23 protein-coding genes are annotated in these 26,360 nt (G+C 49.3%); 6 read left to right on the top strand and 17 right to left on the bottom strand.

The genetic code is table 11. The annotated features are described in order from the left end of the window. Positions 1-226: 226 nt before the first annotated feature. From CD05_RS0113705 to CD05_RS0113685, 6 genes are all read right to left on the bottom strand, one after another. A complete protein-coding gene (locus CD05_RS0113705) occupies positions 227-679 on the bottom strand; it encodes a GGDEF domain-containing protein (RefSeq protein WP_028510957.1) in 453 nt (150 codons plus the stop codon). A gap of 157 nt (positions 680-836) precedes the next feature. Further along, complete coding sequence (locus tag CD05_RS18810; RefSeq protein ID WP_278244792.1) at positions 837-2,363, bottom strand: glycoside hydrolase family 5 protein; 1,527 nt, start codon at positions 2,361-2,363, stop codon at positions 837-839. Positions 2,364-2,371: 8 nt separating this feature from the next. Continuing rightward, positions 2,372-2,776: a hypothetical protein gene (locus CD05_RS18805; protein WP_037323031.1), complete on the bottom strand. Its 405-nt coding sequence runs from the start codon at positions 2,774-2,776 to the stop codon at positions 2,372-2,374. Between the two features lie 8 nt (positions 2,777-2,784). After that, complete coding sequence (locus CD05_RS18800) at positions 2,785-5,766, bottom strand: glycoside hydrolase family 2 (RefSeq protein WP_051589035.1); 2,982 nt, start codon at positions 5,764-5,766, stop codon at positions 2,785-2,787. 12 nt (positions 5,767-5,778) lie between these two features. Continuing rightward, positions 5,779-6,438: a hypothetical protein gene (locus tag CD05_RS0113690; RefSeq protein WP_156947492.1), complete on the bottom strand. Its 660-nt coding sequence runs from the start codon at positions 6,436-6,438 to the stop codon at positions 5,779-5,781. 157 nt (positions 6,439-6,595) lie between these two features. Beyond that, a complete protein-coding gene (locus tag CD05_RS0113685; RefSeq protein WP_028510955.1) occupies positions 6,596-6,868 on the bottom strand; it encodes a hypothetical protein in 273 nt (90 codons plus the stop codon). A gap of 130 nt (positions 6,869-6,998) precedes the next feature. Here CD05_RS0113685 and CD05_RS0113680 point away from each other — a divergent pair, with 130 nt between their 5' ends. Together CD05_RS0113680 and CD05_RS0113675 are read left to right on the top strand one after the other, a co-directional pair. Continuing rightward, positions 6,999-7,805 (top strand): AraC family transcriptional regulator, encoded by an 807-nt coding sequence (locus CD05_RS0113680; protein ID WP_028510954.1) that lies wholly within the window; start codon positions 6,999-7,001, stop codon positions 7,803-7,805. A 91-nt stretch (positions 7,806-7,896) separates the two neighbouring features. Further along, on the top strand, positions 7,897-9,507 hold the full coding sequence (locus CD05_RS0113675) for a fused MFS/spermidine synthase (protein WP_028510953.1): 1,611 nt from the start codon (positions 7,897-7,899) through the stop codon (positions 9,505-9,507). Positions 9,508-9,908: 401 nt separating this feature from the next. Here the strand turns inward: CD05_RS0113675 and CD05_RS0113670 are convergent, their stop codons facing one another. From CD05_RS0113670 to CD05_RS0113635, 8 genes are all read right to left on the bottom strand, one after another. Continuing rightward, positions 9,909-11,981 carry a heavy metal translocating P-type ATPase gene (locus tag CD05_RS0113670; protein WP_028510952.1) on the bottom strand — a complete coding sequence of 691 codons (2,073 nt, stop codon included), beginning with the start codon at positions 11,979-11,981 and terminating at the stop codon, positions 9,909-9,911. Continuing rightward, on the bottom strand, positions 11,981-12,265 hold the full coding sequence (locus tag CD05_RS0113665; RefSeq protein WP_028510951.1) for a DUF6110 family protein: 285 nt from the start codon (positions 12,263-12,265) through the stop codon (positions 11,981-11,983). The genes CD05_RS0113670 and CD05_RS0113665 overlap by 1 nt, the downstream gene beginning before the upstream one ends. 246 nt (positions 12,266-12,511) lie before the next feature. Then, positions 12,512-12,688, bottom strand: coding sequence for a FeoB-associated Cys-rich membrane protein (locus CD05_RS20400; protein WP_084262199.1), 177 nt, complete (start codon positions 12,686-12,688; stop codon positions 12,512-12,514). Positions 12,689-12,703: 15 nt separating this feature from the next. Then, the gene (gene feoB / locus CD05_RS0113655; protein ID WP_028510950.1) at positions 12,704-15,121 is read right to left on the bottom strand and encodes a ferrous iron transport protein B; all 2,418 of its coding nucleotides are present in this window, start codon (positions 15,119-15,121) and stop codon (positions 12,704-12,706) included. Between the two features lie 60 nt (positions 15,122-15,181). Then, positions 15,182-15,400, bottom strand: coding sequence for a ferrous iron transport protein A (locus tag CD05_RS0113650; RefSeq protein WP_028510949.1), 219 nt, complete (start codon positions 15,398-15,400; stop codon positions 15,182-15,184). A 13-nt stretch (positions 15,401-15,413) separates the two neighbouring features. Further along, positions 15,414-15,623, bottom strand: coding sequence for a FeoA family protein (locus CD05_RS0113645; RefSeq protein WP_028510948.1), 210 nt, complete (start codon positions 15,621-15,623; stop codon positions 15,414-15,416). A 403-nt stretch (positions 15,624-16,026) separates the two neighbouring features. Then, positions 16,027-16,431 (bottom strand): flavodoxin, encoded by a 405-nt coding sequence (locus tag CD05_RS0113640; protein ID WP_028510947.1) that lies wholly within the window; start codon positions 16,429-16,431, stop codon positions 16,027-16,029. Between the two features lie 17 nt (positions 16,432-16,448). Then, the gene (locus CD05_RS0113635) at positions 16,449-17,009 is read right to left on the bottom strand and encodes a DUF3793 family protein (protein ID WP_028510946.1); all 561 of its coding nucleotides are present in this window, start codon (positions 17,007-17,009) and stop codon (positions 16,449-16,451) included. 247 nt (positions 17,010-17,256) lie between these two features. Here CD05_RS0113635 and CD05_RS0113630 point away from each other — a divergent pair, with 247 nt between their 5' ends. Together CD05_RS0113630 and CD05_RS18795 are read left to right on the top strand one after the other, a co-directional pair. Continuing rightward, positions 17,257-17,625 (top strand): metal-dependent transcriptional regulator, encoded by a 369-nt coding sequence (locus CD05_RS0113630; RefSeq protein WP_028510945.1) that lies wholly within the window; start codon positions 17,257-17,259, stop codon positions 17,623-17,625. A 187-nt stretch (positions 17,626-17,812) separates the two neighbouring features. Further along, positions 17,813-19,978: a clostripain-related cysteine peptidase gene (locus CD05_RS18795; RefSeq protein ID WP_051589034.1), complete on the top strand. Its 2,166-nt coding sequence runs from the start codon at positions 17,813-17,815 to the stop codon at positions 19,976-19,978. A gap of 364 nt (positions 19,979-20,342) precedes the next feature. Here the strand turns inward: CD05_RS18795 and CD05_RS18790 are convergent, their stop codons facing one another. The 3 genes from CD05_RS18790 to CD05_RS0113605 form a co-directional block, all read right to left on the bottom strand. After that, a complete protein-coding gene (locus CD05_RS18790) occupies positions 20,343-21,146 on the bottom strand; it encodes a YibE/F family protein (RefSeq protein ID WP_051589033.1) in 804 nt (267 codons plus the stop codon). Then, the gene (locus CD05_RS18785) at positions 21,146-22,288 is read right to left on the bottom strand and encodes a YibE/F family protein (protein ID WP_051589032.1); all 1,143 of its coding nucleotides are present in this window, start codon (positions 22,286-22,288) and stop codon (positions 21,146-21,148) included. Before CD05_RS18785 ends, CD05_RS18790 begins: the two co-directional genes overlap by 1 nt. Positions 22,289-22,434: 146 nt before the next feature. Continuing rightward, entirely contained in the window at positions 22,435-23,379 is a 945-nt protein-coding gene (locus CD05_RS0113605; RefSeq protein WP_242841271.1) for an AEC family transporter, read from the bottom strand. 497 nt (positions 23,380-23,876) lie between these two features. Between CD05_RS0113605 and CD05_RS0113600 the strand changes: the two genes are divergently transcribed. Both CD05_RS0113600 and grpE read left to right on the top strand, forming a co-directional pair. After that, positions 23,877-25,652, top strand: coding sequence for a hypothetical protein (locus CD05_RS0113600; RefSeq protein WP_028510943.1), 1,776 nt, complete (start codon positions 23,877-23,879; stop codon positions 25,650-25,652). Between the two features lie 20 nt (positions 25,653-25,672). Beyond that, positions 25,673-26,353, top strand: coding sequence for a nucleotide exchange factor GrpE (grpE, locus tag CD05_RS20050; RefSeq protein ID WP_028510942.1), 681 nt, complete (start codon positions 25,673-25,675; stop codon positions 26,351-26,353). Positions 26,354-26,360: the final 7 nt, after the last annotated feature.

The raw sequence follows: 26,360 nt of genomic DNA, 5'->3' as shown, positions 1-26,360 counted from the left end.
CTTTGGAGGTTTTAAATATTTATATTGCTGTATGTAGAAAATACCGCCCGACAGATCTATTATTTCTGTCGGGCGGTAAATATTTGTCGGTGGGGGTTACGCCCCCCTTGTGCCTTAGCATAACATCGGCTATTGTCTCAGCCGAGATGTCGTCTGCGTCTTTGAGCATATGGGAATAATAGTCGGTCGTGGTGCTGACCTTTGAGTGGTGGGTCTGCTTTTTATTTCATCTCCGCCTGTTCGGCTTGTGTGATTTTTCCTCATACATTATCTCGTCAGCTTTGGAGATCATTACATCTATGCTCTCGCCGGTACCTGTGTATATGCCGATGCTTGCAGATATGGTGTACGGCTTGCCCGAGCCCGAGTTGCAGGCATCGAGCTGCTCTGCGAGTGCCCGGCGCAGGTTCTCGCAGTCGGCCTCGCCTTTTAACAGGGCAACGAATTCATCACCGCCGTAGCGAGTGCATATCCCGTCGCTGCATACCCTGTGCAGACAGCCTGCGGCGGCTGATATTGCGTAGTCGCCTTCAAGATGCCCGAAGGTATCGTTGATGTATTTGAGCCCGTCAAGGTCGAGCAGCACAACGGTGAGCGGCTGTTTGGGCTGCCCTGTCATAAGCTCTGTCTGCCTGAGAAAAGCCGCCCTGCCTGCTATTTTTAAGGCAACACCGCACAAAGACCGCCTGAAGGCTTTGTACGCAACTTACTTGCATCTTTTCCGTCATATTACACATTTTTTCCTTGAAATACGGTAGTGTTCCTTCGGAAAATCTGTGCAATCTGACGAAAAAGCTGACTGCGCAATTTGCGCACAATCTTCGTGCGGTGTTGCCTTAAGCCTTAGGCTCATAATCAAAGGTTATCTCGATTGTTTCTATCTTGTCTTTTTCAGTTGTCTTCCATATCTGTGCTGAAGCTTCTTCGGGGGTGCCGTCGTTTATTCTTATGTCTTTCGGAACGCTTGTCACCCAGCCGTTGCAGAGGTTCATTCTTGTGCAGCTCCCGTCGTCAGTGCAGGTGTAGCCCTTGCCGTCAAGGGCTATGCTCTCGCCGTTTACTTTGAAGTCTTTGAGGGTTATAACATAGTCCTTGTAAAACTCCTCGCCGTTGTATATGCCGAGTGCCGAGAAGTTTACACCGTTCCCCCCGCCAGCTTTTGTGAGGTCAAGGCTGACGGTATATCTCCCCTTTCCTGTTATAAGGGCGTTTTTAGCCTTTACGCCGACGGTCTTGTTTGTCGGGTCGTAAATATCGCCTACGCAGTAGGAAACGGAGTAGTCGCTGCTCTGATACATTATCCAAGCAACTGCCGTGTCATCGCTTACGGGGATATCGCCGTCATCAGACATTCTGTTTTGCGCATTTTCAAGCGACTGTGCCATGCTCTTTTCGGCATTTTGTTTTATCTGCTCATCGGTAAGCGATGAGTATGCCGATAAGCTCCTGTCAAGGAAGAGCTTTGCGATAGTTTCGTCTGCTATCTTTCCCTCACGCCGTACATATATGCCGTTGCAGTCCCACAGCACGGGGCAGTAGTTGTAAAGGTCGCAGTTGTCCAGGAAGTTTGTGTAGTAGATATCTGTGTCGGGCTTGGGTTCCGGCTTGCTGTCTGTGAGAACACCGTATTCGCCTATTACAACGCCGCAGCCTTTTTCGGTGAACTTGGTCATTCGTTTGAGCGTTTCGTTCTGCTCCTCGTACTGTATGGGCGAGCCCCACGAGTTGACCGCCTTTGTTCCGCAGTAATCCCACGGGCCGTAGTAGTGCACCGATATCATCAGCTTGCTGTCTGCTGTGTCTTCGGGCATTTTGTATCTGTCATCGCAGGTGTGGTCAAAGTCAGTGTTGTAGCCTGCAATGAGCAGAAAACGCTGCTCGTTGTTACCGCCTGTCGAGCGCACGGTCTTTACAAAGGCGCTGTTTATCTCATATATCTTTTCATATACCTCGTCCTCTGAGAGCGTGCCCGAATCCTCGCAGAGTTCTTTGTTATTCAGGCAGTCGCCAAGCTCCTCGTTTGCGGATTCAAATATGAGCTTGTAGTTATGGTCACGAAAACGCTCGGCTATCTGTGTCCACATTGATGTGTACATATCCATAGCCTGTTTTTGTGTCTCTTCCGATGCCGAGCCGAACTTTGCCCACCAGCCGCCGTCCCAGTGGTCGTTGATGATAACATACATATCGTTCTTTTCGGCATAGCCGACTACCTCTTCGATACGCTTGAAAAGGCGCTCGTCTATCGTATAGTCGCCCTCTTCGTATTTCATGCCGTTTGTCCACGCAATAGGTATTCGCAAAGTGTTAAGGCAACACCGCACAAAGACCGCCAGAAGGCTTTGTACGCAACTTACTTGCATCTTTTCCATCATATTACACATTTTTTCCTTGAAATACGGTAGTATTCCTTCGGAAAATCTGTGCAATCTGACGAAAAAGCTGACTGCGCAATTTGCGCACAATCTTCGTGTGGTGTTGCCTTAAAGCCCGAAGCCTTCATGCCGTCTATGACGAGCTGATTTGTGTATGGCATACCCCACAGGCTTTCATAGTCTGTCGGATCGGCATCGGGGTCGTTGATAAACATCTCGTGTCCGTAGGCCTCCATCGTATTGCCTAAGTTTATGCCGTTGCCCATGAGCTTTGTCGCTTCAAGAGCGGTGAGCTTGTTTTCCTCAGCCTTCGGGATATCCTGCTGCGAGCTGCTGTCATTTGCGCCGCAGCCTGTAAAGAGCAGCATAGCCGCTGCAAGAAGTAATGGCCTTATCTTCATTTCGCTCCCTACCGTATTTCTATCCTTATGCTGCCCGAGACTTTGGGCAGGGGGATCCTGTACTTGTCGGCAAGCTGCGGGCCGCAGGCTGCCGAGCCGACGCCTGCCATTTTGAAGTCTGCGCAGATGACATTGTGCTCACACTTTTTAAGCTCGAAGTTGTGGCGCTTTGCTGCAAGCTCCTCCTGCGTGTACTGTGATGCGCTGAACGAAAAGCCTTCGGGCTGTGTGAATGTGAGTTTCGTTGCTCCGTCGCTCACACTCATTTCCGTGCAGCCGTAGTGCGAGCCGTTTTCCTGAGGCCTGATATAGTCCTCATGCATATCGGCGATATCAGCCCTGAATAAGCCAACATAGCTTGCATAGTGCTTGTCGATGTAGCTCTCATAAGGGCCGTAGCCGTAGTACGCCACATCATCATAGTCTTTCGGAACAAAAAGCCTTAGCCCGAAGCGTGGGAGCAACTCGACCTTGTTTGAAAACTCGGCCTCGCACCCGACATTTATGCCACTCCCGTCAATGCGGTAGACTGCCTGCATTTTTGCAAACGGCTGGTGAATGCTCCACCCGAATGACTGGCTTGTGCTGATGACAACACAGCCCTGCTCCTGCGAAATGCTTGTTTCATATACTTTTATGATGTAGTCGTTAAGGTGCGCTGAGTACCAGTCCTGTTTCATAGTGTCGTTATCAACAGGCGCACGGAAGAAGTTATACTGCATCGGCCTTGCGAGAATGTTCTTATCTCCCTTGAAAATGCCGTCAAACTGCGCTGTGCGGCGGTTGAAGATATATCTCTTATCGCCTGCGGTTATGGTGTATTCAAGCGGCGTTTCGGTGTATTCGGGCGTTTTGCCGTTGGTGGGAGAAATCGCTTTTTGCGATGTGAATATCTTTATCTGCTCAAAGCATATTTCCTCACCGTCAGCAAATACCGAGTAGCCGTTTTTGGCGGTGAAGATAAAGCGGATATAGCTGTCTTTTTCAAAGCTGCCCGATACTTCGGGTATAACTATCTCGCTGCTGCCCATAGGCGGCACGGAGAAGTTAAACTCACCCTCTGACATCTTTCCGTCAGATGAAGTTATCTCCCACTTGCAGGAAAGATACTCGCCTGCATCTATAAATCTTAGCTGGCTGTTTATTATAAAACTGTCAGCCGTGCTGCCCTTTGTAACACGCACGGGGCGATATACCTGCCCTACTTCGAGCAGCCCTGTGTGCGGTGTCCTGTCAGGGTAGCAGAGTGCGTCCATGCAGAAGTTGCCGTCGTCGTGGCGCTCGCCGCTGTCGCCGCCGTAGCCGTATTTCGGCTTGCCGTCCTCGGTGTATCCTAAAATAACGGCGTGGTCTGCCCACTCCCACACAAGGCCGCCTATCAGCCTGTCGCTTGATGAGAAGACCTCAAAGTAATCCTCCAAGTCGCCGGGGCCGTTGCCCATAGCGTGGCAGTATTCGCAGAGGATAAACGGGCGCTTTTCGTCTTCTCGGTCAAGGAATTTGCGTATGTCTTCGGTGCTTGTGTACATCTCCGACACCATATCGAGAACATCGTCTGATGTGTCATCGAGCCTGTGTGTGCTCTCGTAGTGAACAGGGCGAGTGCTGTCAAGCGATTTTATCAGCTTTGCGCCCTCTCGCATATTCTCGCCCCAGCCCGACTCGTTGCCGAGTGACCACATCAGAACGCACGGACGGTTTATATCACGGCTTACGAGCAGCCGCTCTCTGTCAAGGATAGCGGTTTTGAACATCGGGTCTTTTGCTATAAGTGCTATGCCGTTGTAGCTGTTTTCCCGCGACCATTTAAGGTCGTTATATACATTCACGCAGCCGTGTGTTTCGAGGTCGGCTTCGTCTATAACATACAGCCCCAGCTCGTCGCACATGGCGTAAAACTCAGGTGCATTCGGGTAGTGCGAGGTACGAACGGCGTTTATGTTGTGGCGCTTCATCAGTGTAAGGTCACGGCGCATTTTCTCCCTGTCGGCATAGTAGCCCGTGTCGGGGTAGCTGTCGTGGCGGTTGACACCGAGCAGCTTTATATGCCTGCCGTTTAGCTTGAAAATGCCGTTTGTTATCTCAACTTTTCTAAAACCCACACGCTCGCCGATAAGCTCATTATCTGTTTCTATTTCCAGGCGGTAGAGATAAGGGCTCTCGGCCGACCAGAGCTTTGCGTTTTCAACTGTCGTTTCAAAGCTGTTTTCTTCCGACACCTCGCCCTCACTGATAAGTCTGTCTTTATCATAAAGCCTGAGCTTTGCCGCTGCGCCGGTGGCGCATACAGCCAGCCTGCCCTGGTCATCGGCGGTGATACGGTAATTTTCAAGCCTGTTTTCGAGGCGTGAGAGCATATACACATCACGGAAGATGCCTGAGAGCCTGAACTTGTCCTGATCTTCAAGATAGGTGCCGTCACACCATTTGAGCACGGCTGCGGTTATGCGGTTTGTGCCTTCGTGAAGAAGGTCTGTTATATCAAATTCCGACGTGTGGTGCGATACCTGCGAATAGCCTGCAAACTGCCCGTTTATGTAAAGATACAGGCAGCTGTCAACTCCTTCAAAACAGAGGATACGGCGCATACCGTTGGAGGAGTACTGGTAGTCTGTACCGTAAACTCCTACGGGTATATCATCGGGAACATACGGCGGATCGTAGGGTAAGGGAAAGTTTATGTTCGTATACTGCGCCTTGTCAAAACCGTGAAGCTGCCAGTTTGAGGGCACGGGTATCCTGCCCCTGCCTTGCTTGATAAAATCATCGGGCATATCTATTATGCTGTTGTAATAATCAAAGTCCCACTCGCCGTTTAACAGCTCAAAAAGAGCTGACTCTTCACGCTCTGCAAATGCGTCCTGCCCCTTTGCAAAGGGAATAAAATATGCGTGGCTTTCAAGCGTGCCTATGTGAAGCGTCTCCGGGTCTTCGTGGCAGGTCATATAGCTTTTGGGGCTGCCGGGTCTGGATATAGTTTTAATGTTCATATGTACCGTCCTTTATTTCTTTTTCTTTATGATAACTGCAATAATTGCAACAAACACCGCTGCACCTGCCGCTGTCAGTATAGCCGGCATTGACGAGCTGCTGTCGCTTTCTTTCTTTGATGATCCGTCTGTCTTTGAGCTTTCGGCAACGGAAGAGTTGTCTGCTGCCGATAAACTGTCGGGTGCGCTGCTTTCGGTGGTGCTTTCTGCTGTCCTGCTGTCCTGCTGCGAGCTGTCTAAGGAAGAAGCATCGTCTGAACTCTCATCGCCCTCAACTATAAGTGCGGCTGTTGCTATCGGTATTTTTGTGCCGTCGGGCATTACTGCGTCTTCTATTGCTTCGCCGTTGTAGTAGGCTCTTACGCCCTTGACTTCAATGTTTGTCTTGTCGCCCTCGTCAACGCCGTCGATCACCATTTCGAGCGCCTGAAGATACGATATGCCGTAGGGCTGGTTCTCTTTGATGCAGAGCGAGCCGAGATCGCACACGCAGGTATACTCGCCCTCTGCATTTATAACGTAGTCGGAAATGCCCTTGAAATCGTCAAAGCCGTACCAGTTACCCGACTCGTCGTAGTATGTTATCAGCGCACCCCAGCCGACATTAAGGCAATACCGCACGACCACCGGCACAAGCCTTTGTACGCCATACACTTGCAGATTTTCCGTCATATCACCCAAATTCACCTCCGCATACTTTAGTATACGGAATATACGATAGTATTCCTGCGGTTAATTTGGGCAATCTGACAAAAAATCCGACTGCGTGTCTGACGCACAATGGTCGTGCGGTATTGCCTTAAATTCCTTGCCCGACCAGTTTGATATCTCAAAAGTGACCGCAACGGCCGCCACATCGGGGTCTGCAAACTCTTCGGTGAGGTTTTGCCTCGTTAAATGGCTGTATGACCTTTATCCAGTTCTGGCCTCTGCCGCTCTCGTCGTCTTTTTCAACTCCCGAGCCGCCTGCTTCATCTGAACCAATATCGAATTTGTGTGCAACGCTGCTCATTGTAAGTTCTGTCATAGCGCTTGCGTGAAGCACTGTACCGAATGCCAGGACCGATGTCATAACTGCTGCTATAAATCTTTTTGCTTTCATAATAGTAGCCTCCAATTATTTCTGTGACAAAGAACCTGTTGTATATATTATATATCTCTTGACAGAAAAGTCAATAAATGATAGTATTGTAATATAACAATAGTATCATCAATCAAGGAGGGAATTGTAAATGTTTTTCTGTGACTACCCGATAAAGAACAACGAGCTCGGACTGCCGCTGTTTATAGACAACATAGGCAAGCACACCTGCCAGCCACACACCGCACGCAGCAGCGGCTTTGCTTTTTCGCAGGTGCTTTACTGTACAAGGGGGAGCGGTGTGCTGTGCATCGACGGCAAGAGCACTGACATTCTGCCCGACACCGCCATATTCCTGCCTGCTTTATATCCGCACGAGTATTACCCCACGTCTGATGACTGGGATATCCACTGGGTAGTGCCCGACGGGTATGCCTGCAAGGGGGTGCTTGACTATCTCGGGTTTGACAGGCCAATGGTGTTTGAGATAAGGGATATCGCTCTGCTTGAGCATTTCTTTTCACGAATGCACCAGTCGATAATCGGTGACAGCATAAACGGCAATATGAGAGCGTCGGGGTATTTGTATAATTTTCTCATAGAGCTTGCAGGACAGAAAAACAGCGAGCGTGTTGTCAGGACTTCAAACAAGGCGATAGTGACGGCGATAGACCATATCAACAACTGCTTTAAGAACAAGATAACAATGTCGGAGCTTTGCGAGGTGACGGATCTTTCAAAGCAGCAGCTTTGCAGGCTTTTTAAGCGCTATCTCAATTCACGCCCTATGGAATACATAGCCAAGCGCCGCATACAGGCCGCAAAGGAGCTGTTAAGGTCTACCGATATGTCGATAGAGGATATCGCCGAAAGTGTCGGCTTTTGCAGCGGAAGTTATTTCTGCAAGCTGTTTGCAAGGTATGAGGGCATGACACCGACGCAGTTCAAGAGCGTTTAGGGGTGTACACAGGAAAATGATGTCAATTTTGTTGACTAAACCTTATTTATGTGATAAAATAACTCTTAATAAACCGTAAAAGAGGCTTTATATGAAAGAAAAAAGTAAACTACTTGAAAAGAAGATATACCTTTATCTTACCGAGTTTTTCGCCGGAATGTCGGTAATGGCGGTAGAGCTTGGTGCAAGCAGGCTGCTGGCACCGTATTTCAGCTCGTCGCAGATAGTGTGGACGATGATCATAGGCACGATAATGATAGCTATGGCGCTCGGCAACTATTTCGGCGGCAAATGGGCTGATAAAGACCCCGACCCCGACAGACTTTACAAGCGAATGATAATATCAGCAGTATGGATAGCGGCGATACCCTTCTTCGGCAAGCTGATAATAATTGCGGTATCTGCGCTGCTGTTAGTCAGCATAAGCACCAATTTCCTGATATGGGCGGCGTTTTTGTCATGTATGGCGGTGTTCGTGTTCCCCCTTTTTTTGCTTGGAACGGTAACGCCCTCGCTTGTAAAATACACCACCGACAGCCTTGATGACAACGGCAAGACGGTAGGCACACTCGGCGCATTCAATACCATAGGCAGTATAATAGGTACATTTGCCCCGACTTTTATTACCATACCGGCAGTAGGAACAGCCGTGACTTTTCTTATATTCTCGGGCATACTGTTTGTTCTCGGTGTTATTTACTTTGTGTCCTGCAAAAGAAAGAAGATATTCGTTGCAGTAACAGCGGTCATGTTCGCAGCGCTGTGTATTCTAAGTACATCTATTGGCTTTGCTTTCTGGGAAAAAACGCTTGCCTACGAGGGCGAGAGCGTATATAATTACCTGCAGGTCAAGGAAGACGGCCAAAGGGCAGTATTATCCACGAATGTGCTTTTCGGCGTGCAGTCTGTATATATGAAGCAGGGCGGCCTTTCCGGGCTGTATTATGATACGGCAATGGCAGCACCGCTCATGTCGGAAGCAGGCGAGAGCAGCGATATACTGATACTTGGAAACGGTACGGGAACATATGCGACACAGTGCCGGGCGTACTTCCCCGAAACGGAGATAGATGCCGTAGAGATAGACGAAAGCATCACAGAGCTTGCCTACAGGTATTTTGACCTTGATGATGATATAAACGTCGTAACATATGACGGCAGAGCTTATCTTAACGGGCTCAGAAGGGATAAGGAGCATAAGAAGTACGATGTTATAATGGTAGATGCCTACCAGGATATAACTATCCCGTTTCAGATGTCTTCGGTGGAGTTTTTCAGGCTGGTAAACGACTGCTTAAAGCCCGGCGGAGTGATGGTAGTCAATATGAATATGCATTCCGACAAAAAGGGCAGCATCAACTACGCATTAAGTGACACTATTTGCGAGGTTTTTGACTATGTTTACACTATCCCGGTAAAGAACGCCACAAACCGTGAGCTTTTTGCATCAAACAGCAAGGATATGCTGATGCGCTTTCAAAGCAACACAGAAGCGCTTACCGACGATGAGCTGAAAGGCTTTATGAAGGAAGTCGGCACAGGGCTTGAATGGTATGAAAGTGAAGGAAATGTTCTGACTGACGATAAAGCTCCTGTTGAGCTGCTTGGTATGCAGGTGATAGACGACCTTATATCAGAACAGCTTGAGCATTACAAAAAGGTCTTTAAAGAAGATGGCATTGAAGGACTTTTAAATGAATAGCAAAAGCAGCCTGTACTTAGGGCAACACCGCACAAAGACCGCCTGAAGGCTTTGTACGCAGCTTACTTGCATCTTTTCCGTCATATTACACATTTTTTCCTTGAAATACGGTAGTATTCCTTCGGAAAATCTGTGCAATCTGACGAAAAAGCTGACTGCGCAATTTGCGCACAATCTTCGTGCGGTGTTGCCTTAGTTTTAGTGCAGGCTGTGTTATTATATCATTCCGGCTTTTGGCATGAGCCTTGTGATGATTTTTGCCAAAAACAGAGGGACAGCGCAGAAAAGACTCTTGATATGACAATTTCAGCAGAGTCGGTCTTTGCTGTACCATGCAATAAAAACCGCCCGACAGATAATCGGTTCTGTCGGGCGGTAATTGCTTTTTAAATGCTTATATGCTATCCAAGATAATCCCTCATGCTTGCAAGAGAGATAGCAAGCGTTGAGGAATTGTGCAGCAGCGCTGATGTTGTCGGGGCAAGCACACCGGCAGCACCCAGCACCATAAGCCCGAAGTTAAAGCCTATAATGCTTCGGTAGTTTGCATTTATGCGCTTCATAAGGGCAGATGACAGCTCCCTCAGCGTAACAAGACAGTTAAGGTCATCGGCAGATATGGTTATGTCTGCGACCTCTCTTGCAATGGCTGCCCCCGAGCTTATCGCAACGCCTGCGTCGGCTTCTGACAAAGCAGGGGAGTCGTTTACTCCGTCGCCTATCATTATAACCTTTCTGCCGGCACGCTTTTCACGCCTTACATATTCAGCCTTGTCCTCCGGCAGCACTTCGGCGTAGAATTCATCGGCGCCCACTGCCTTTGCAACAGCCTGCGCAGTCCTTTTGCTGTCGCCTGTCATCATAACTATCTTGCTGATGCCGAGCGCTTTCAGCTTTGAGAGAACGTCCTTTGCTTCCGTGCGTATAGGGTCTTCAATGCATATGACCGCCGCAAGCACACCGCCTACCGCAAGGAAAAGATGTGAATACTGCTCGGGCAGCGTGTCAAACTTCTCCTGCTCGCCTTCGGGCAGAGTGCAGCCCTCGTCTTCAAACACAAAATGGAAGCTGCCGAGCACGACCTTGACACCCTGAATGGAGCTCGCTATGCCGTGCGCCACAACATACTCGACCTCTGAATGAAGCTCCTCGTGAACCAGCCCACGCTCGCTTGCAGCCCTGACTACGGCGTTTGCTATCGAGTGGGGGTAGTGCTCTTCAAGGCAGGCAGCAAGGCGCAGAGCCTCGTCCTCGTCATTCTCTCCGAAGGTTATCACCTTTGCGACATTCGGCTCTGAATGGGTAAGCGTGCCTGTCTTGTCAAATATTATCGTGTCGGCGTCGGCAACGGCTTCTAAGAACTTGCCGCCCTTTATCGTCATTCCATGCGTCTGCCCCTCACGCATTGCGGATATCACAGAAATGGGCATTGCGAGCTTGAGCGCACATGAAAAATCGACCATAAGTATTGACACGGCCTTTGTGGCGTTTCTGGTAAGCAGATATGTGAGCAGCGTGCCGCCCAGACAGTAGGGAACCAACTTGTCAGCAAGGTGTGATGCCCTGCTCTCGACCTCTGATTTTAGCTTTTCGCTTTCCTCTATCATTCTTACGATGCGGTCGTATTTGCCGCTGCCTGTTACCTTGTCAACACTAATGACACAGCTTCCGCTCTCAACAACTGTTCCCGCATAGACATAGCTGCCCGCAGTCTTGTGAACAGGCAGGGCTTCGCCTGTGAGAGTTGCCTGATTTACCTCGGCATCGCCCGATATCACCTTGCCGTCAAGGGGTATCATGCTGCCTGTGCGCACTATCAGCTCATCGCCCTCGTTTATGTCCTTTATCGGGACGAGAGTTTCCGTGCCGCCGCTTTTTAGCCACACCTTTTCAACGCCGAGCGACATTGTGCGTGCAAGGTCATCGACTGATTTCTTGTGCGTCCAGTCCTCCAAAAGCTCACCGAGCCCCAGCATGAACATAACAGAAGATGCCGTCTTATACTCGCCCCTCAGAAGTGATACGGTTATCGCCACCGCATCGAGCAGGCTGACCTCTATCCTGCCCTTTGAAAGAGAGCGCACGCCCTCACGCACATACTTTGATGCTTTTATCACCGACAGCGCAAGCCTCAGCGGTGCCGGCACAAGACGCTTGAAAACAACACGCCGTGCAAGCATATTAAACAGTCTGTTTTCAAACTCACGGCTCAGCTGCCTGCCCGTGTGCTCGGGAACAAGGGCGGCTGTGCGCTTGTCGTTATAAGAAAACGCCGCAAGCGCCCTTATCACCCTTGCTCTGTCTGTGAAGATAATGACTGCATCACCCGTGCGGTCATAGACCTTGACATCGCAAACGTATGGCTTTGCACGCAAATAGTATTCGAGCATATCAGCCTGAGCAAGCGTCATTTTCTTTTGTGACATATGCACTCGCATACGGCTTTTTGAGCTGTGAAGTATCTGACATTTCATCAGTTTTCATTCTCCTCTGCTGCGGCCTCTGCTGTGTCCTCGATGATGTCTGCCGTTTCCTCTGCTGCCTGTCTATCGTTTATGTCCTTTGCATCTGCAAGTATATCGCCGCAGCTCTCTCTTACCTTAGTTACGCTTTCCATCACACTCTCCTTGCCCCTTAAAGCTGCCGCTGTGGTGTGTGTGTAGACCTTCTTTGCAGTTCTGCTTGTGAGAGCCTTGATGCCCAGCGTGCTTGCCGCCATTCCTCCTACAAACAATGCACCTTTTACCCATAATGACATAATGATACTTCCTTTCGTTTTATATTTTTGCGTGAGATGACCTTACGCATTTTAAACAGTAAGACACTGTGTTAGCCAAGGCTAACTTATGTCTAAAAAATTAATGCCCCGAGAGCATTTTTCATACTATCATTATACAACGCATCACGCATAATGTCAAGTATTATCTGATAAATAACAAGCTGCCGGTATACGGGATACCGACAGCCTGAAACAAGTATGAAAAGGGAAAATTCTTCCCGACGCTTACTTTTTGGTCGTATGACAGCTGCCCTTCATAGCGCAGCTCGCACAGCCGCAGCCGCAGCCGCCCTTGCCGGACTTTTTGCTCTTTATCATCGAGCGAATACTAAGCGCTACAACTGTTATGAGTATCAGTATAACTACTATATTCCCTATATTTGCGCTTAAGAATGCTGACATAACATTTCCTCCTGTTTATACCTTGCTGCCTGCGAGGCTGAGTTTTCCGCCGAGTTTTGTTGCTTCCTTGTAGGGTCTTGCGAGCATATAGATGATGCCGACAAGCAGAGCTATAGCAAATACAAGACCTAAAACATTCACATCACCTGTGAACAGACCGCCGAACTGGTTTATCATAAGAGCTATTGCATATGCAAAGCCGCACTGATAGCTTATTGCGAATGCCGTCCACTTAGCGCTGTTCATCTCACGCTTGATAGCACCCATTGCCGCAAAGCAGGGAGCGCAGAGCAGGTTGAATACCAAGAATGCAAAGCCTGTAACGCCTGTGAATGCCGCAGCAAGTGCCTGCCATGTTGTCTGGTCTCCGCCGCCGTAGAGCGTGCCCATTGTGCCGACGATGTTTTCCTTTGCCACAAGGCCTGTGATTGATGCGACAGTTGCCTGCCAGTTGCCGAAACCTAAGGGAGTGAATATCCACGCAACAGCGCTGCCTATCTTTGCAAGGATAGATGCGTCGAGCTGGTCTTCTTCGAGCATTTCAAGGCCGCCGTCAACAAAGCCGAAGCGGCTTGTGAACCATATGATTATCTGCGAGATAAGGATAACGGTTCCTGCCTTCTTGATAAACGACCAGCCTCTCTCCCACATCGAGCGGAGCACGTTGCTGACAGTCGGCATATGGTATGCAGGAAGCTCCATAACAAACGGTGCCGGGTCGCCTGCGAACATCTTTGTCTTTTTGAGCATGATGCCCGAGATGATTATTGCCGCCATGCCGATAAAGTAGGCAGAGGTCGATACCCAAGCCGAGCCGCCGAATATAGCACCTGCTATCATTGCGATAAAGGGCACCTTTGCGCCGCAGGGGATAAAGGTAGTCGTCATTATAGTCATGCGCCTGTCACGCTCGTTCTCTATCGTTCTGCTTGCCATGATACCGGGAACGCCGCAGCCGACACCTACGAGCATAGGTATGAAGCTCTTGCCCGAAAGGCCGAACTTTCTGAATATCCTGTCAAGCACGAATGCTATTCTTGACATATAACCGCAGGCCTCTAAGAATGCGAGCATTGCAAAGAGTACGAGCATCTGCGGAACAAAGCCGAGTACAGCGCCGACACCGGCGATGATACCGTCTATGATAAGACCCTTTAACCAGTCGGAAGCGCCTGCCTTGTCAAGGCCTTTTTCTGCGAGTGCCGGTACAGAGGGGACAAAGGTGCCGTAATCTGCCGGGTCGGGCTCGGCTTCAAACTTCTCCATACTTGCGAGAGCGTCCTCATAGTCAGTGAGGGTGGCTGTTTCTTCTGTTATCTCTAATGTCTCCTCGTCCTCTACCTCATAGGTGAATTCACCTGTCGGGGCAGCGCCGTTCTCCTCAACATAAGCCTCATAGCCGCCTATTATAGCATCTGCTGATGCATATTCCTCGGCATCTGCTTCATATTCCTCGGTGCCTATGGCGAACAGGTGGAAGCCGTCGCCGAAGATGTTGTCGTTTGTAAAGTCTGTAAGCGGAGCGCCGATGCCCACCATTGCTATCCAGTATACAGCGAACATGATGACTGCGAATATCGGCAGACCCAGCCAGCGGTTTGTTACAACCCTGTCTATCTTGTCGGATGTGCTGAGCGTGCCCTTGCTTTTTCTGACACAGCAGTCACCGATGATGCTTGCGATGTAATTGTATCTCTCGCCGGTGATAATAGATTCGCTGTCATCGTCCATTTCCTTTTCTACCTTTGCGATGTCAGCCTCGATGTGTGCGAGCCTGTCGCCCTTGATGCCGAGCTTTTCTATAACCTTGTCGTCACGCTCAAAGAGCTTTATCGAATACCACCTCTGCATCTCCTCGGGCAGGTCGTGTATGCACGCCTCCTCGATATGTGCAAGTGCGTGCTCGATGCTTCCGTCAAAGCGGTGAACAGCGCCCGACCAGCCCTCGTTTGCAGCTGCGATAGCCGCTTCTGCTGCCTTTTCTACGCCGTTGCCTTTGAGTGCCGAGATATCGACTACCTTGCAGCCGAGCGCTTCCGAGAGCTTTTCAAAGTATATCTTGTCGCCGACCTTGTGCACTATATCCATCATGTTTACAGCGCACACTACAGGTATGCCGAGCTCTGTCAGCTGTGTTGTAAGGTAGAGGTTTCTCTCTAAATTCGTGCCGTCGATGATGTTGAGTATAACATCGGGGCGCTCGTCTAAAAGATAGTTTCTCGCAACTACCTCCTCAAGCGTGTAGGGCGACAGAGAATAGATGCCCGGCAGGTCGGTGACTATCACATCGTCGTGCTTTTTGAGCCTGCCCTCCTTTTTCTCTACCGTAACGCCCGGCCAGTTGCCCACAAACTGGTTCGAGCCTGTAAGTGCATTGAAAAGCGTTGTCTTGCCGCAGTTGGGGTTGCCGGCAAGCGCAATTTTGATACTCATTCTTTTTCCTTCCTTTCAAAATGTTAGCCTAAGCTAACTTATATGCAAAAAATAAAGATCTCAAAGGATCTCGACCATTTCGGCATCGGCTTTTCTTATAGAAAGCTCATAGCCTCTTACTGTTATTTCTATCGGGTCACCGAGCGGTGCCACCTTGCGGATGGATACGGCTGTTCCTTTGGTAAGCCCCATGTCCATTATCCTGCGCTTGACTGCGCCCTCTCCCGTGAGCTTTTTGACAGTCACGGTGTCGCCTATCTTCGCATCTCTGAGTGTCATTTTCTTTCCCTCCTCAAACCATTATCTTCATAGCCAGTTCACGGCTCACAGCTACTCTTGTTTCCTTGACGTTGACTATCAGGTTGCCTGCCATTTCTGAGATAACAGTCACCTTTCCGCCGACAGTAAAGCCCAGGTCTTCAAGATGCTTTTTTACCTCGGCAGAGCCGCCTATACGGGTTATCGTGTAGCTTTCGCCTCTATTTGCTGATAGCAAAGGCATAACGTATCCCTCCTTCTATTTGGTTAGCTAAATCTAACTTTCTGACATAATTATACACTGCTAACTGCCGTTTTGTCAAGGGTTTTACTCTATATTCGTATTATTGCCAAAACGGTTAGCTTATGACAACCTTAATTTTGTTAGTTATGACTAACCGCAAAAGCCGCCGGGTTGTGTTCCCGACAGCTTTCACATATTTATTGAGGAAGGGATATTAAGGCAACACCGCACAAAGACCGCCTGAAGGCTTTGTACGCAACTTACTTGCATCTTTTCCGTCATATTACACATTTTTTCCTTGAAATACGGTAGTATTCCTTCGGGAAATCTGTGTAATCTGACGAAAAAGCTGACTGCGCAATTTGCGCACAATCTTCGTGCGGTGTTGCCTTAAATGGCTGTGTTATTTTATCTTGCTGCCAAGCTCTTTACACTTTGCAAGCGCATCATCATCAGGGGTGTTGTTGCAGATAAGCCCCTCGCCGCCGATAAGCTCTGCACCGGCTGCTTTTACTCTGTCAGCCCACAGGCGCATCCATTCGCCGTCGCCCCAGTCGTATGAGCCGAAAATGGCTATCTTCTTGCCGCTTATCTTACCTTCTATCCCTGAGAAGAACGGCTCGAACTCAGAGTCTTCAAGCTCCTCTGCGCCCATTGCAGGGCAGCCGAGTGCAAGGGCATCATATTCCGACACATCGCCGTCAAATGCCGATACCTGCACGGCCGATACGCCTGCGCCCTCTGCGACGGCGTTTGCCATAGCCTCTGTGTTGCCTGTTCCGCTCCAGAAAATTACTGCTGTTTTCATTGTATGACCTCCATCTATTAAGCTACGCATGAGCGCAGCTGTTTACCGTTTTCAAGCTCTCTGCACAGGCGCACCCTGCAATTCTCATAGCATTCAAAAAGCGCCTTCGCACGCTCGACATCGCCGTAGACCTTCCACACGCCGCACAGCTTGCAGCGCTTGCCGCAGTTGGTGATAAAGCCTTTGACATCTTCAAGCGGATAGCCAAGGAAAATGCCTATCTCGTGCGGAAAATCACGCTCGCAGAGCCTTTTGCTGAGTATGTCCAGACACTCGCCGCAGCCAAGTGACCGCTCATAGCCGCAGTGCGACAGAAACTCTCTTACGTCATCATCTGAGAGCAGCCCTTCAAGTGCGCCCCTGTCGTAGATATAGACAAGTATACGCCCGGCGTGACCGCCCGTGATAAGTGCCGAGCACCGCCCTAAGCTGCCGCTTTCAAACAGCGCCGATATCTCATTTCTGTCATATTCCTCCGCTGAGAGCGAGAGCAGGCTGCCGCATTTTACGCCCATAAGGGTAGGTGCTGCGTGAAATGCGAGCACGCTCTCCAGTCTTTTTTTATCATTTACAGACATGGTGTGTCCCTTTCTTTTGCTGGTTAGCAGCTGCTAACTTCTATGCTTATATTATACTATCTATTCTCTGCAATGTCAAGTAAAATATTCATTTTGGCTGATATTTTGTATGAATAGCAAAATTGGTTAGCATAAACTAACCACATTTTTGTGAAATAGATAGATTTTTTACAAAACGCCCCTGCCGCACGTTGACATATTGTGGTATCCGGTGATATAATCGGGTTAGAATTAAGGAGTGACAAAAATGCTCACAGAGCAGCAAAAAAAATATCTTATAACCATTTACATATTAGGCCAGAACGGCGGCAGCGTGCGCACGACTGACATTGCAAAATACCTGCACGTCGCAAAGGCAAGCACCGTGAAAATGGAGAAAAAGCTGACAGACGAGGGGCTGATAATCAAAGAGCCCTACCGCCCGATAACCCTTACAAAAAAGGGCATCAATGAAGCGAATATGCTCTTTACGACAAGTATTATCCTGCAGGATTTTTTTCAGAGCCGGGTCGGGCTGACTGCCGAAAAGGCAGGAGAAGCCGCAATGATACTCTGCGCCGAGCTTGATGAGATGACGCTTGACAAGATAGCGGATTTTGTGCTGTCGGGCAAGTGAGTGTCCGGATATGATAGGGAAAGCCCCACTGTCAGAAGACCTGATGGTGGGTTTGTTTTTGCCAAAAACACGGAGTTAAAAAAATATATGAAATATTGATAAAAGCAAATATGTGCCCCCTTGAAAAAGAATTTCACATATGATATAATCAATACATTGGTAATTAGTATTTTAAGGAGAGATAGATATGAAGAAAAGATTATTAGCAGGGCTTGCAGCGCTTGTCATGGCTGCATCGACAGGCTGCGCAGACAGCGAGTCCTCCTCCGAGAGCGCATCGTCGGAGCAGGCTGCTGCGGAATCAAGCCCGGAATCGGAAAGCTCCGGCAATGTAGGCAATGTAAAAGGGCTCTCGATGTCGGTAAACAGCTCGGACGGAAAAATGTCCATAACCCGTGCAGATGATAAATCAACACCCATGGGCGACCCCGACACATGGACGATATTCGTATACCTCTGCGGAACAGACCTTGAAAGCAGATATGGCTCGGCGACCGATGACGTTAAGCAGATGATCGGAGCTCAGGCCAGCGACAATGTAAGATTTGTTGTGCAGACGGGCGGCACAAAGGATTGGTCTAACGAATATTTCGGCGACGAGAAGGCAGAGCGCTGGGTGGTGCAGAACAATAATATGGAGCTGGTCGAATCGACCGACAATACCAACATGGGTTCGAGCGACAATCTTGCAGACTTCCTCAAATGGGGCGTTTCAGAGTATCCTGCTGCGAAAATGGGCGTTATCCTCTGGGATCACGGCGGCGGAAGCATAAGCGGTGCGTGCGTTGACGAGCTCAACGAGGATGACTCGCTTAGTCTTCAGGAGATAAACACTGCCTTTTCGGATGTATATCAGGATATGACCGATAAATTTGAGTTCATAGGCTTTGACTGCTGCCTTATGGGTACAGTCGAGACTGCAAATATCCTTGCATCATATGCAAGATATTTCTACGGCTCGCAGGAAACAGAGCCGGGCTCGGGCTGGGACTATGCGACCTGCGGCACATACCTTGCCGAGCACCCGGGTGCTGACGGCGCCGAGTTGGGAAAAGTTGTATCAGACAGCTTCTACGATGAATGCGGCTTGATCGACCGTGAAAAAGACTGCACGCTCTCGGTGATCGATCTTTCCAAGTTCGATGAGTTTACTGTCGCATTCAACGACTTCTCAAAGGAGCTTTTTGACAGTGCCGGCAGCAGCCTCTCAGGTATAGTAAGAGGTATCGGCAAGGCAGACAACTTCGGCGGCAATAACAAATCCGTAGGCTACACCAACATGGTGGACATAGGCGGCATTATCAAGCAGTGTTCAAGCTGCGCAGACGGCACAGCTGCACTCGAAGCGCTTGAAAACTGCGTGATCTACAACAAAAACGGTTCTGCCCACAGCGGCGCATCAGGGCTTTCGACCTACTATCCGCTTAAGATAGAGGATTCTTCCGATCTTAAGGTATTCTCGGGAATAACTATAAGCCCGTATTATCTCTCCATAATAGATATGATAGCAAAGGGCTATTCTGAGGACGGATACAGCAACTCAGGTATCTTTGACAGCGAAGGCAGCTGGGAGTACGGCGGCTCTGACGAGGATTCCGGCTACTTTGATTACGCAGATGATCTTGATACAAAGAGCGACCTTATAACCTTTGAGCAGGAGCCGACCCTCAGCGATAATGGCGTATACAGCTTCAAGCTCGACGAGAACGGCCTGAACAACACAGCAGGCGCTTCGGCATACATCTATATGATGCTCGATGAAGAAACAATAGTCGAGCTTGGCGAGACGTATGATGTTAATACAGACTGGGAGTCGGGCGAGGTCGCAGATAATTTTGACGGCTTGTGGCTGGCACTGCCAAACGGAAAGCTTCTTGCAATATACATAGCAGGCGGCGATTCAGAGCATTATGTTTATACATCGCCCATACTCTTAAACGGCCAGCGCACGAACCTTCGTATAGTAAGAGACAGCGAGGGCATAAGCCTTGAAGGCATATGGGACGGTATCGACGAAAACGGTATGGCAGCCCGTGAGGTAACAAAGCTCAAAGAAGGCGACAAGATAGCCCCGATATATTATCTTATAAATTCCGACAACGACGATGTCAACGAGGAGACAGCCGAAGAATACGTCTGGGAAGAGGATTCTGACCTGATGTATGCATACCTTCCTGCGTCGAACTACTTCTATGGCTTTAACATAGAAGATGCTTACGGCAGAACAGTTACTACAGAGCCTGTAATATTCACCATTGACGATGACGGAAAGATCACCTTTTCAGATCCGAACGATGGCGCTGATGAAGCTAATGAAGCTGACGAAGATAACGAGGAAGATGAAGAAGAATAAATGATGACTAACAAGACCCTCTTGCTTTTTAAAGGCAAGGGGGTCTTTTGCTGCGGCAAGGCTTAAGGCAACACCGCACAAAGACCGCCTGAAGGCTTTGTACGCAACTTACTTGCATCTTTTCCGTCATATTACACATTTTTTCCTTGAAATACGGTAGTATTCCTTCGGAAAATCTGTGCAATCTGACGAAAAAGCTGACTGCGCAATTTGCGCACAATCTTCGTGCGGTGTTGCCTTAAATGAAGAATGCACACCTTAACACCAAGCTCGGTGCTCAGATGTGATAAAAAGCAAGACATATTACTCCTCCTGAAAAGATAAGAAAAAAGGCTGTACAGCATCACGCTGCGCAGCCTTTTTCTCATGCCCGGTCGTTATTCTCAGCTGTCTCAGTTATTGGCCGGGTCCGGGGCTTTTCAGCCTTTCTGTGCGTAAGCCCGTATGCCATAAAGAGTGCTGATACGGGTATTATTATCATGCACCCCGAGCCGCTTGAAACTATCTGCAAGAAATCCTGGCAGAATATCTTTGAGTTGATTATCTCGGATAAGGGGTATTCATACTCCCTGAACCATATCACAAGCGTCATGAACTCGCCTATGTATGCAAATAAGAGCGTGTTGGTCGTGGTGCCGATTATGTCCTTTCCGATGTTCATGCCCGATACAAAAAGCTCGCCCATGCGAAGGCCGGGATTGTTTTCATATACCTCGTAAAGCGCCGAGGTGATGGCGATAGCCGTGTCGGTTATAGCGCCGATAAGCCCTGTCAGCATCATGGCAAGTGTGACCTGCCGCATATCGAGCCCTATGTCGTAGCTGTACCAGCATATCTCGTCGGTGTTCTCATCGGCAAAGCCCTGTATGTGTGAGCTTGACCCGATGTACAGCATGACCGCCGCAAGAAGCACGAGCACCGCCGCTATCGCAGCAAACGCAGTCAGGGTCTTTATGTTGATGCCGTTTATCCAGAAAAGGATGACTACGCCTATCACCGCACAGCCTGTTATCGTCACGGCGATAGCATTAACGCCGCAGGCTATCAGAAAGACGGTAAGTATCAGTATGATGATGTTTGCATACATAGCAGCAAAGGTCTTGGCACCCCTTTTGCCGCCGACTGCTATCATAAGCACAAACAGTATCGTCCCGAGAATGAATTCCATTACTTATCACCCACTTTCGGCTGAGCGGTCTTGTCCGTTCCTCTGAGCATTCTGGCTGATATGAATATCGCAGTCGGTATAGTTATGACTATTCCTATGCCGCCCACGAATGCCCTGACTATCTCTAAGTCGAGATAGTTGTTGAGCACGTCCGAGAGGGTCACATCGTTTCTGAATGCGAGGATTATGAGCGGTATGCAGCCGCAGGCGTATGTAAACAGCAAAACGTTCGTCATGGTGCCCATTATGTCCTTGCCTATCTCACGCCCCGAGTGTCTGAGCGCTGAGAATGTGATTTGGCTGTCTCTGCCGATAAGCTCCGACATCGAGGAGGACATGGTTATCGAGATGTCCATTATAGCGCCAAGGCCGCCCACGAGCAGCTCGGATATGAAAATCTCCTCATACGGCTTGATGAGATACTGCATCTGGTCAAAGCGCACGCCTTTGCCATTTGTTACTTTAAGCACGATGTATGCTATGGCGATAGTCACGGCAGTTCCGCACAGTGTTGATACTACCGCTGCCGCAGTTTTTTTGTTTACGCCGCTTACGAGCACGAGAGAGCCGGCTGTGAACAGAACAGATGCCGCAAGGCACAGCCCGAACAGGTCGAGCCCCCTGTGGTAGAGCTCGATAGCGGCAGCGAATATGAGCACATTGAAAGTCACGCTCACAAGCGACAAAGCGCCTTTCTTTCCGCCGACTATGATTATCGTGAGCATAAAAAGCATGGTGACGCACACGACGTAAACATCACGCTTGATGCCTGTGCAGACGGCTTTCAGCGTGCCGTCAGAGCTTGTCACCTCGACAAACAGCTTGTCGCCCTTTGAATACTTCTCATCAGTCACGAGCGAGGAGGAATACCTGTTTGTCATCACCGCCTGCTCACCCTTGTGTTCTCCGTTTTTTATCTCTACGGTCAGCTGTTGGGTGTACTGGTATTCGGTCGAATTGATAAGCGCAGGCGTGGTCGCTGTCAGCTCCTCCGATACAGAGACTACCTCTGCTATCGTCTTGTCGTATAGAAAATAGTCATTCTCGGCAAATATCACCGCACCGACGCACAGCAAAAGCAGTATCAAAAGCGCCACAGCCCTTTTTCTGCCAAGCCTTGCCGGCAGGTCTTTTATTTTCATATCTATCATCTTCTTTGTTGTTATCGGCAGCAGATGCCCGATATAATTATATCAAATAGAGGCTGCCAAGTCAACCGCATCACTTTGCCCCTAAAGCAAAAAGCCGCCGGGATAAGCACCCGACAGCTTTATCAGTATTCATATCATCACACCAGCGCCGTTGCAAAGGCAGTCATAAGCGGCAGCGTCGCCATTGAAAGGATAGTCGTCACGGCGAATATCTCAGAGCACCGCTTTGCATTCTTGTCAAACAGCAGCGCAAACATCGTTCCAGTGGTTGCGGCAGGGCAGGCGCAGGCGATGCAGACCACCAGCTCCGGCATGAGGTTTTGCGAGTGCGGCAGAAAGTGTATAAGCACCACAACGCACGCAGGAAGCAGCATAAGCTTGTAAAATGCCGTGAGCATGATGTGCTTGTCGAGCAGCGACTTTAAAAGGTCGCTCTGTGCCGCAGTAGCGCCGGCTATCAGCATTGCAAGGGGAGTGTTCATGTCTGCTATGAACATGAACGCATCTGCCACCACTCCGCCGACGGCAGTCATGTTGGCAAGGCGTATGCCCAGCACATAGAATATCACGCCTATTATGATAGCGATGATAGTAGGCGAGGTGACAGCCTTCTTGAAAGCCGACATATCGTGCTCCTCCTTCATCAGCATATATCCGTGAGTAAATACCAGCAGATTAAAAAGGGTTATGTATGCCGTCAGATACAGCACACCGTCACTGCCGTAAAGGGCGTTTATAAGCGGTATGCCCATAAAGCCGCAGTTTGAGTATATGCAGGAAAACCGCTCGACGGCGTAGTTCTCATTGCTGCTTCTCTTTAGCAGCCCTGCAAGCGGTATCACCACTGCAAAGCTGACAGCCGCCAGCATGAATGACCACAGCAGCCCCTTTAGCCTCTGCGGGTCGTATTCCGACTGGTATGACATGAATATCATCAGCGGGTTTACGATGTTTAATTCCACCGCCGAAAGCTGCTTTGTGCCCGAGGCGGTTATTATTTTTCTCTTGTAGCATACAGCGCCTATTATCAGTATCACTGACATTATGAGCACCCTCATGCCTATTATTTTTGCGTTATCCAATAGCTGTCACCGTTCCTTTTGTTATTGCCGTTGCCATAAGGCAGTCGCCAGGTTATATTCTACCACATTACAGCATAAAAAACAAGGGCAACACTGCACAATCATTGTGCGTCAGACACGCTGTCAGTTTTTTAGTCAGATCGCCTAAATTTACCGCAGGAATACTATCGTATATTCCGTATACTAAAGTATGCGGAGGTGAATTTGGGTGATATGACGGAAAACCTACAGGTGTATGGCGTGCAAAGGCGCAAGCCGGTGGTTGTGCGGTGTTGCCCAAGAGCAATTTTACGCTTTATACGCCAAAACAAACTACGACCCTGCCTGCCGGATAATGCATTGTGAAAAGCACTAAATCAGCCCTGTCCCATTTGTGATAAATAGCTGATTTATTTCATTTTCTTATATAAATACTGTTAAAACTTGACATATTTTGTTCTTTGTGATAAAATAATAAATGGTTACTTAACTTTTATTTTGCGAGGTGATGACAAGCTATGAGGTCTGTCCTTTCAGGTGCAGATGTACTGGCAGAGCGGTATGCCAGCACTGCTTCCGAGCACGCACAGACGTCGTTCGGCATACTCGGCTGGGTGCTTGTCTGTATCGCCGCACTGATAATTTCAGCCGGGGTGTTCCATGCAATAAGATGCTTTTTGTTTGCATTTATCCTCACCAATAATGATATGAAGATCCGTGAGCACAAGCCGCAGTTTTCAAAAGACGCCCTGCCACGGGGTGACGACGGCAGCCTTAAAAGCTACGAGCAGATAGCAGCGCCGGGGTATTTCAACAAGCGTGTTATACAGGATATGGTCTGCGCTGTAAAGAATGCGTGGAAAAATATCGGCAGCGCCGTGCAGGATTTTTTAAGCAATATAAACTACGCCGAGGGCATCAAAAAGGCCGGAGCGTTCTTGCTGTATACTATAATGATAGCCAGCACGGTGGTCTTCGGCGGTATAGCATCGGCGGCGGTCACGCTTATCATAGCGTTTGGGTATATGCTGCTGTTTTTGGGGTATCATCTGTTCTTTGCAGTGTGTGTCTCGGCTGAGAGGATATTCTTCCGTGTTAGAAAGATATCCTACCGCTGCGATTTCTGCAAGGAGAGCTACCGCCTGCCTGTATACCTCTGCCCCGAGTGCGGCATACCCCACAGGTCGCTGCGGCCGTCGAAATTCGGCGTGTTCCACAGAGTTTGTACCTGCGGCACGCTGCTCCCCTCAACTGCCGTTTCAAAGACCAACGACGGCAAAAAGCGTGAGGAGCTTTCAGCCGTCTGCCCCCAGTGCGCAAGAAGCGATAAGTCAAGGCTTTCACGCCCCCTCGGCATAGCGCTGATAGGCGGCGTTGCAGTCGGCAAGACGACATTCAAGACGGCTTTTCTCTATAAGTTCATAAACGAGGATGCCGTGAGGTTCAATATCGAAACAGAGTTCCCCGATGAAGCGACGGAGTTCAATTTCGGCGAGATAGAAAAGAGCTTCAAGGGTATGCGCCCGATAACGGCTACCAAGCCGGGGCAGGAATATGACGTCGTGTCGTTCAATTTCTTTATCGACCATAAAAGACTCGACATCAAGCGCTATCTGCACCTTTACGATATGCCGGGCGAGGTTTTCGAGACAAACAACTCAAAGGAGCGCCTGCGCCACTTTGCATTCAGCGAGGGCGTGGTGTTCGTGGTAGACCCCTACTCTATGCAGTCGGTCATAGACAATTCCGACGGGCTTGGCAGCATGGATATAGGGCATATGGATTTTGACGTGCTGATACAGGTGTTCCTCGAAACGCTCAGCGGCCTTCAGAATATCAAAAAGGAAGGCGGCAAATATATCCTGCCGATAGCTGTTGCTATAAACAAGGTAGATACACCGCAGCTCAAATCGCTCATAGGCTCTATCGCCATCGCAAAGCTGCAAAAGGCAGATCCCGAGACATATAAGGAAAAGTTCGACACTATGGATTACCTCTGCCGCTCTTTCCTTGTATCAAACGACAAGAGCAACGCAGTCATGCTGCTTGACCAGAATTTCAAGCACGTTCATTTCTTCTCCTGCTCGTCTATGGGCTATGTGCCAAAGGACGCAGTGGCAAGGTTCGTGCCGGAAAACGTGACCAACATAGTCCACTGGCTGCTCACACGCTCAGACAAGGCTCTCGGCACCGTGTGGCGTGACGAGCCGGTAAATGATATGACAGAAAAGCATAAGCAGGTCTGGGCAGAGCACCGGGGCGATTATGCAAAGTATATCGAGAGCGATATTTAGACCGAAAGGAGTAAAGCTCTATGGATGAGATAAATGAGATAGTTTTCCCCCCCGAAGAAGCAGAGGATATCCCGGAGCAGCAGCCCGTGGAGGCTGTCACCGGGCCGGCTGATGATACTGCTGTAAATGAAACAGCTGAGCCTGACGAGCCCAATGAGCCCGACGTATTGTCCGAGCTTTCTGACAGGATAAGCGAGCAGTCATCGCAGATAGCAAAGCTCACAGAGCTTATAGAAAAGCTGTCCTCACAGGTAGCAGCAGGCAACAAGGCGATAGCCGTGCATGAGGAGATAGAGCGGAACTTGAATAACGAGCTCCAGCGCTACAAAAACGATTTTTACGACAAGCTCGCAACGCCGTTCCTGATGCAGTTTATAGGGCTTTATATCGACCTGAGCGAAGAAATGGCTGAGATAAAAGAGGAGCACGATGCTGCCCCTGAAAAGGAATATCTTAAGACCCAGCTCGACAGTCTTGGCTACTACGCCGACTCGGTAAAGGGTGCGCTTATAAACAACGGCGTCGAGATAAAGACCCCTGAGCCCGGCAGCAGCTATGACTACAAGGAGCAGCGCATCTCAAAGACAATACCCACCGACGATGAGACACTTCGTGACTGCGTGGCCGAGGCAAGGTCTGACGCATTCATCTACAACGGAAAAGTTCTGCGCCCTGCAAAGGTCGTAGTGTATAAAGTTTAGGAGGAAA

The organism is Ruminococcus sp. NK3A76 (genome assembly GCF_000686125.1).
GTDB lineage: Bacteria > Bacillota > Clostridia > Oscillospirales > Ruminococcaceae > NK3A76.
The sequence above is the reverse complement of the archived record's forward strand: the minus strand, read 5'-3'. Positions and strand labels throughout refer to the sequence as shown.

Excerpts from the sequence above, each read along its gene's own strand:
- grpE (WP_028510942.1), top strand. The coding sequence starts at position 25,673 with ATGGATGAGATAAATGAGATAGTTTTCCCCCCCGAAGAAGCAGAGGAT.
- CD05_RS18805 (WP_037323031.1), bottom strand. The coding sequence starts at position 2,776 with ATGAAGATAAGGCCATTACTTCTTGCAGCGGCTATGCTGCTCTTTACA.
- CD05_RS0113670 (WP_028510952.1), bottom strand. The coding sequence starts at position 11,981 with ATGAAATGTCAGATACTTCACAGCTCAAAAAGCCGTATGCGAGTGCAT.
- CD05_RS18790 (WP_051589033.1), bottom strand. The coding sequence starts at position 21,146 with ATGGAATTCATTCTCGGGACGATACTGTTTGTGCTTATGATAGCAGTC.
- CD05_RS18800 (WP_051589035.1), bottom strand. The coding sequence starts at position 5,766 with ATGAACATTAAAACTATATCCAGACCCGGCAGCCCCAAAAGCTATATG.
- CD05_RS0113640 (WP_028510947.1), bottom strand. The coding sequence starts at position 16,431 with ATGAAAACAGCAGTAATTTTCTGGAGCGGAACAGGCAACACAGAGGCT.
- CD05_RS20400 (WP_084262199.1), bottom strand. The coding sequence starts at position 12,688 with ATGTCAGCATTCTTAAGCGCAAATATAGGGAATATAGTAGTTATACTG.
- CD05_RS0113650 (WP_028510949.1), bottom strand. The coding sequence starts at position 15,400 with ATGACACTCAGAGATGCGAAGATAGGCGACACCGTGACTGTCAAAAAG.
- CD05_RS18810 (WP_278244792.1), bottom strand. The coding sequence starts at position 2,363 with ATGCAAGTAAGTTGCGTACAAAGCCTTCTGGCGGTCTTTGTGCGGTGT.
- CD05_RS0113600 (WP_028510943.1), top strand. The coding sequence starts at position 23,877 with ATGAGGTCTGTCCTTTCAGGTGCAGATGTACTGGCAGAGCGGTATGCC.
- CD05_RS0113685 (WP_028510955.1), bottom strand. The coding sequence starts at position 6,868 with ATGAAAGCAAAAAGATTTATAGCAGCAGTTATGACATCGGTCCTGGCA.
- CD05_RS18785 (WP_051589032.1), bottom strand. The coding sequence starts at position 22,288 with ATGAAAATAAAAGACCTGCCGGCAAGGCTTGGCAGAAAAAGGGCTGTG.
- CD05_RS0113680 (WP_028510954.1), top strand. The coding sequence starts at position 6,999 with ATGTTTTTCTGTGACTACCCGATAAAGAACAACGAGCTCGGACTGCCG.
- CD05_RS18795 (WP_051589034.1), top strand. The coding sequence starts at position 17,813 with ATGAAGAAAAGATTATTAGCAGGGCTTGCAGCGCTTGTCATGGCTGCA.
- CD05_RS0113690 (WP_156947492.1), bottom strand. The coding sequence starts at position 6,438 with ATGACGGAAAATCTGCAAGTGTATGGCGTACAAAGGCTTGTGCCGGTG.
- CD05_RS0113630 (WP_028510945.1), top strand. The coding sequence starts at position 17,257 with ATGCTCACAGAGCAGCAAAAAAAATATCTTATAACCATTTACATATTA.
- CD05_RS0113675 (WP_028510953.1), top strand. The coding sequence starts at position 7,897 with ATGAAAGAAAAAAGTAAACTACTTGAAAAGAAGATATACCTTTATCTT.
- CD05_RS0113665 (WP_028510951.1), bottom strand. The coding sequence starts at position 12,265 with ATGTCATTATGGGTAAAAGGTGCATTGTTTGTAGGAGGAATGGCGGCA.
- CD05_RS0113645 (WP_028510948.1), bottom strand. The coding sequence starts at position 15,623 with ATGCCTTTGCTATCAGCAAATAGAGGCGAAAGCTACACGATAACCCGT.
- feoB (WP_028510950.1), bottom strand. The coding sequence starts at position 15,121 with ATGAGTATCAAAATTGCGCTTGCCGGCAACCCCAACTGCGGCAAGACA.
- CD05_RS0113635 (WP_028510946.1), bottom strand. The coding sequence starts at position 17,009 with ATGTCTGTAAATGATAAAAAAAGACTGGAGAGCGTGCTCGCATTTCAC.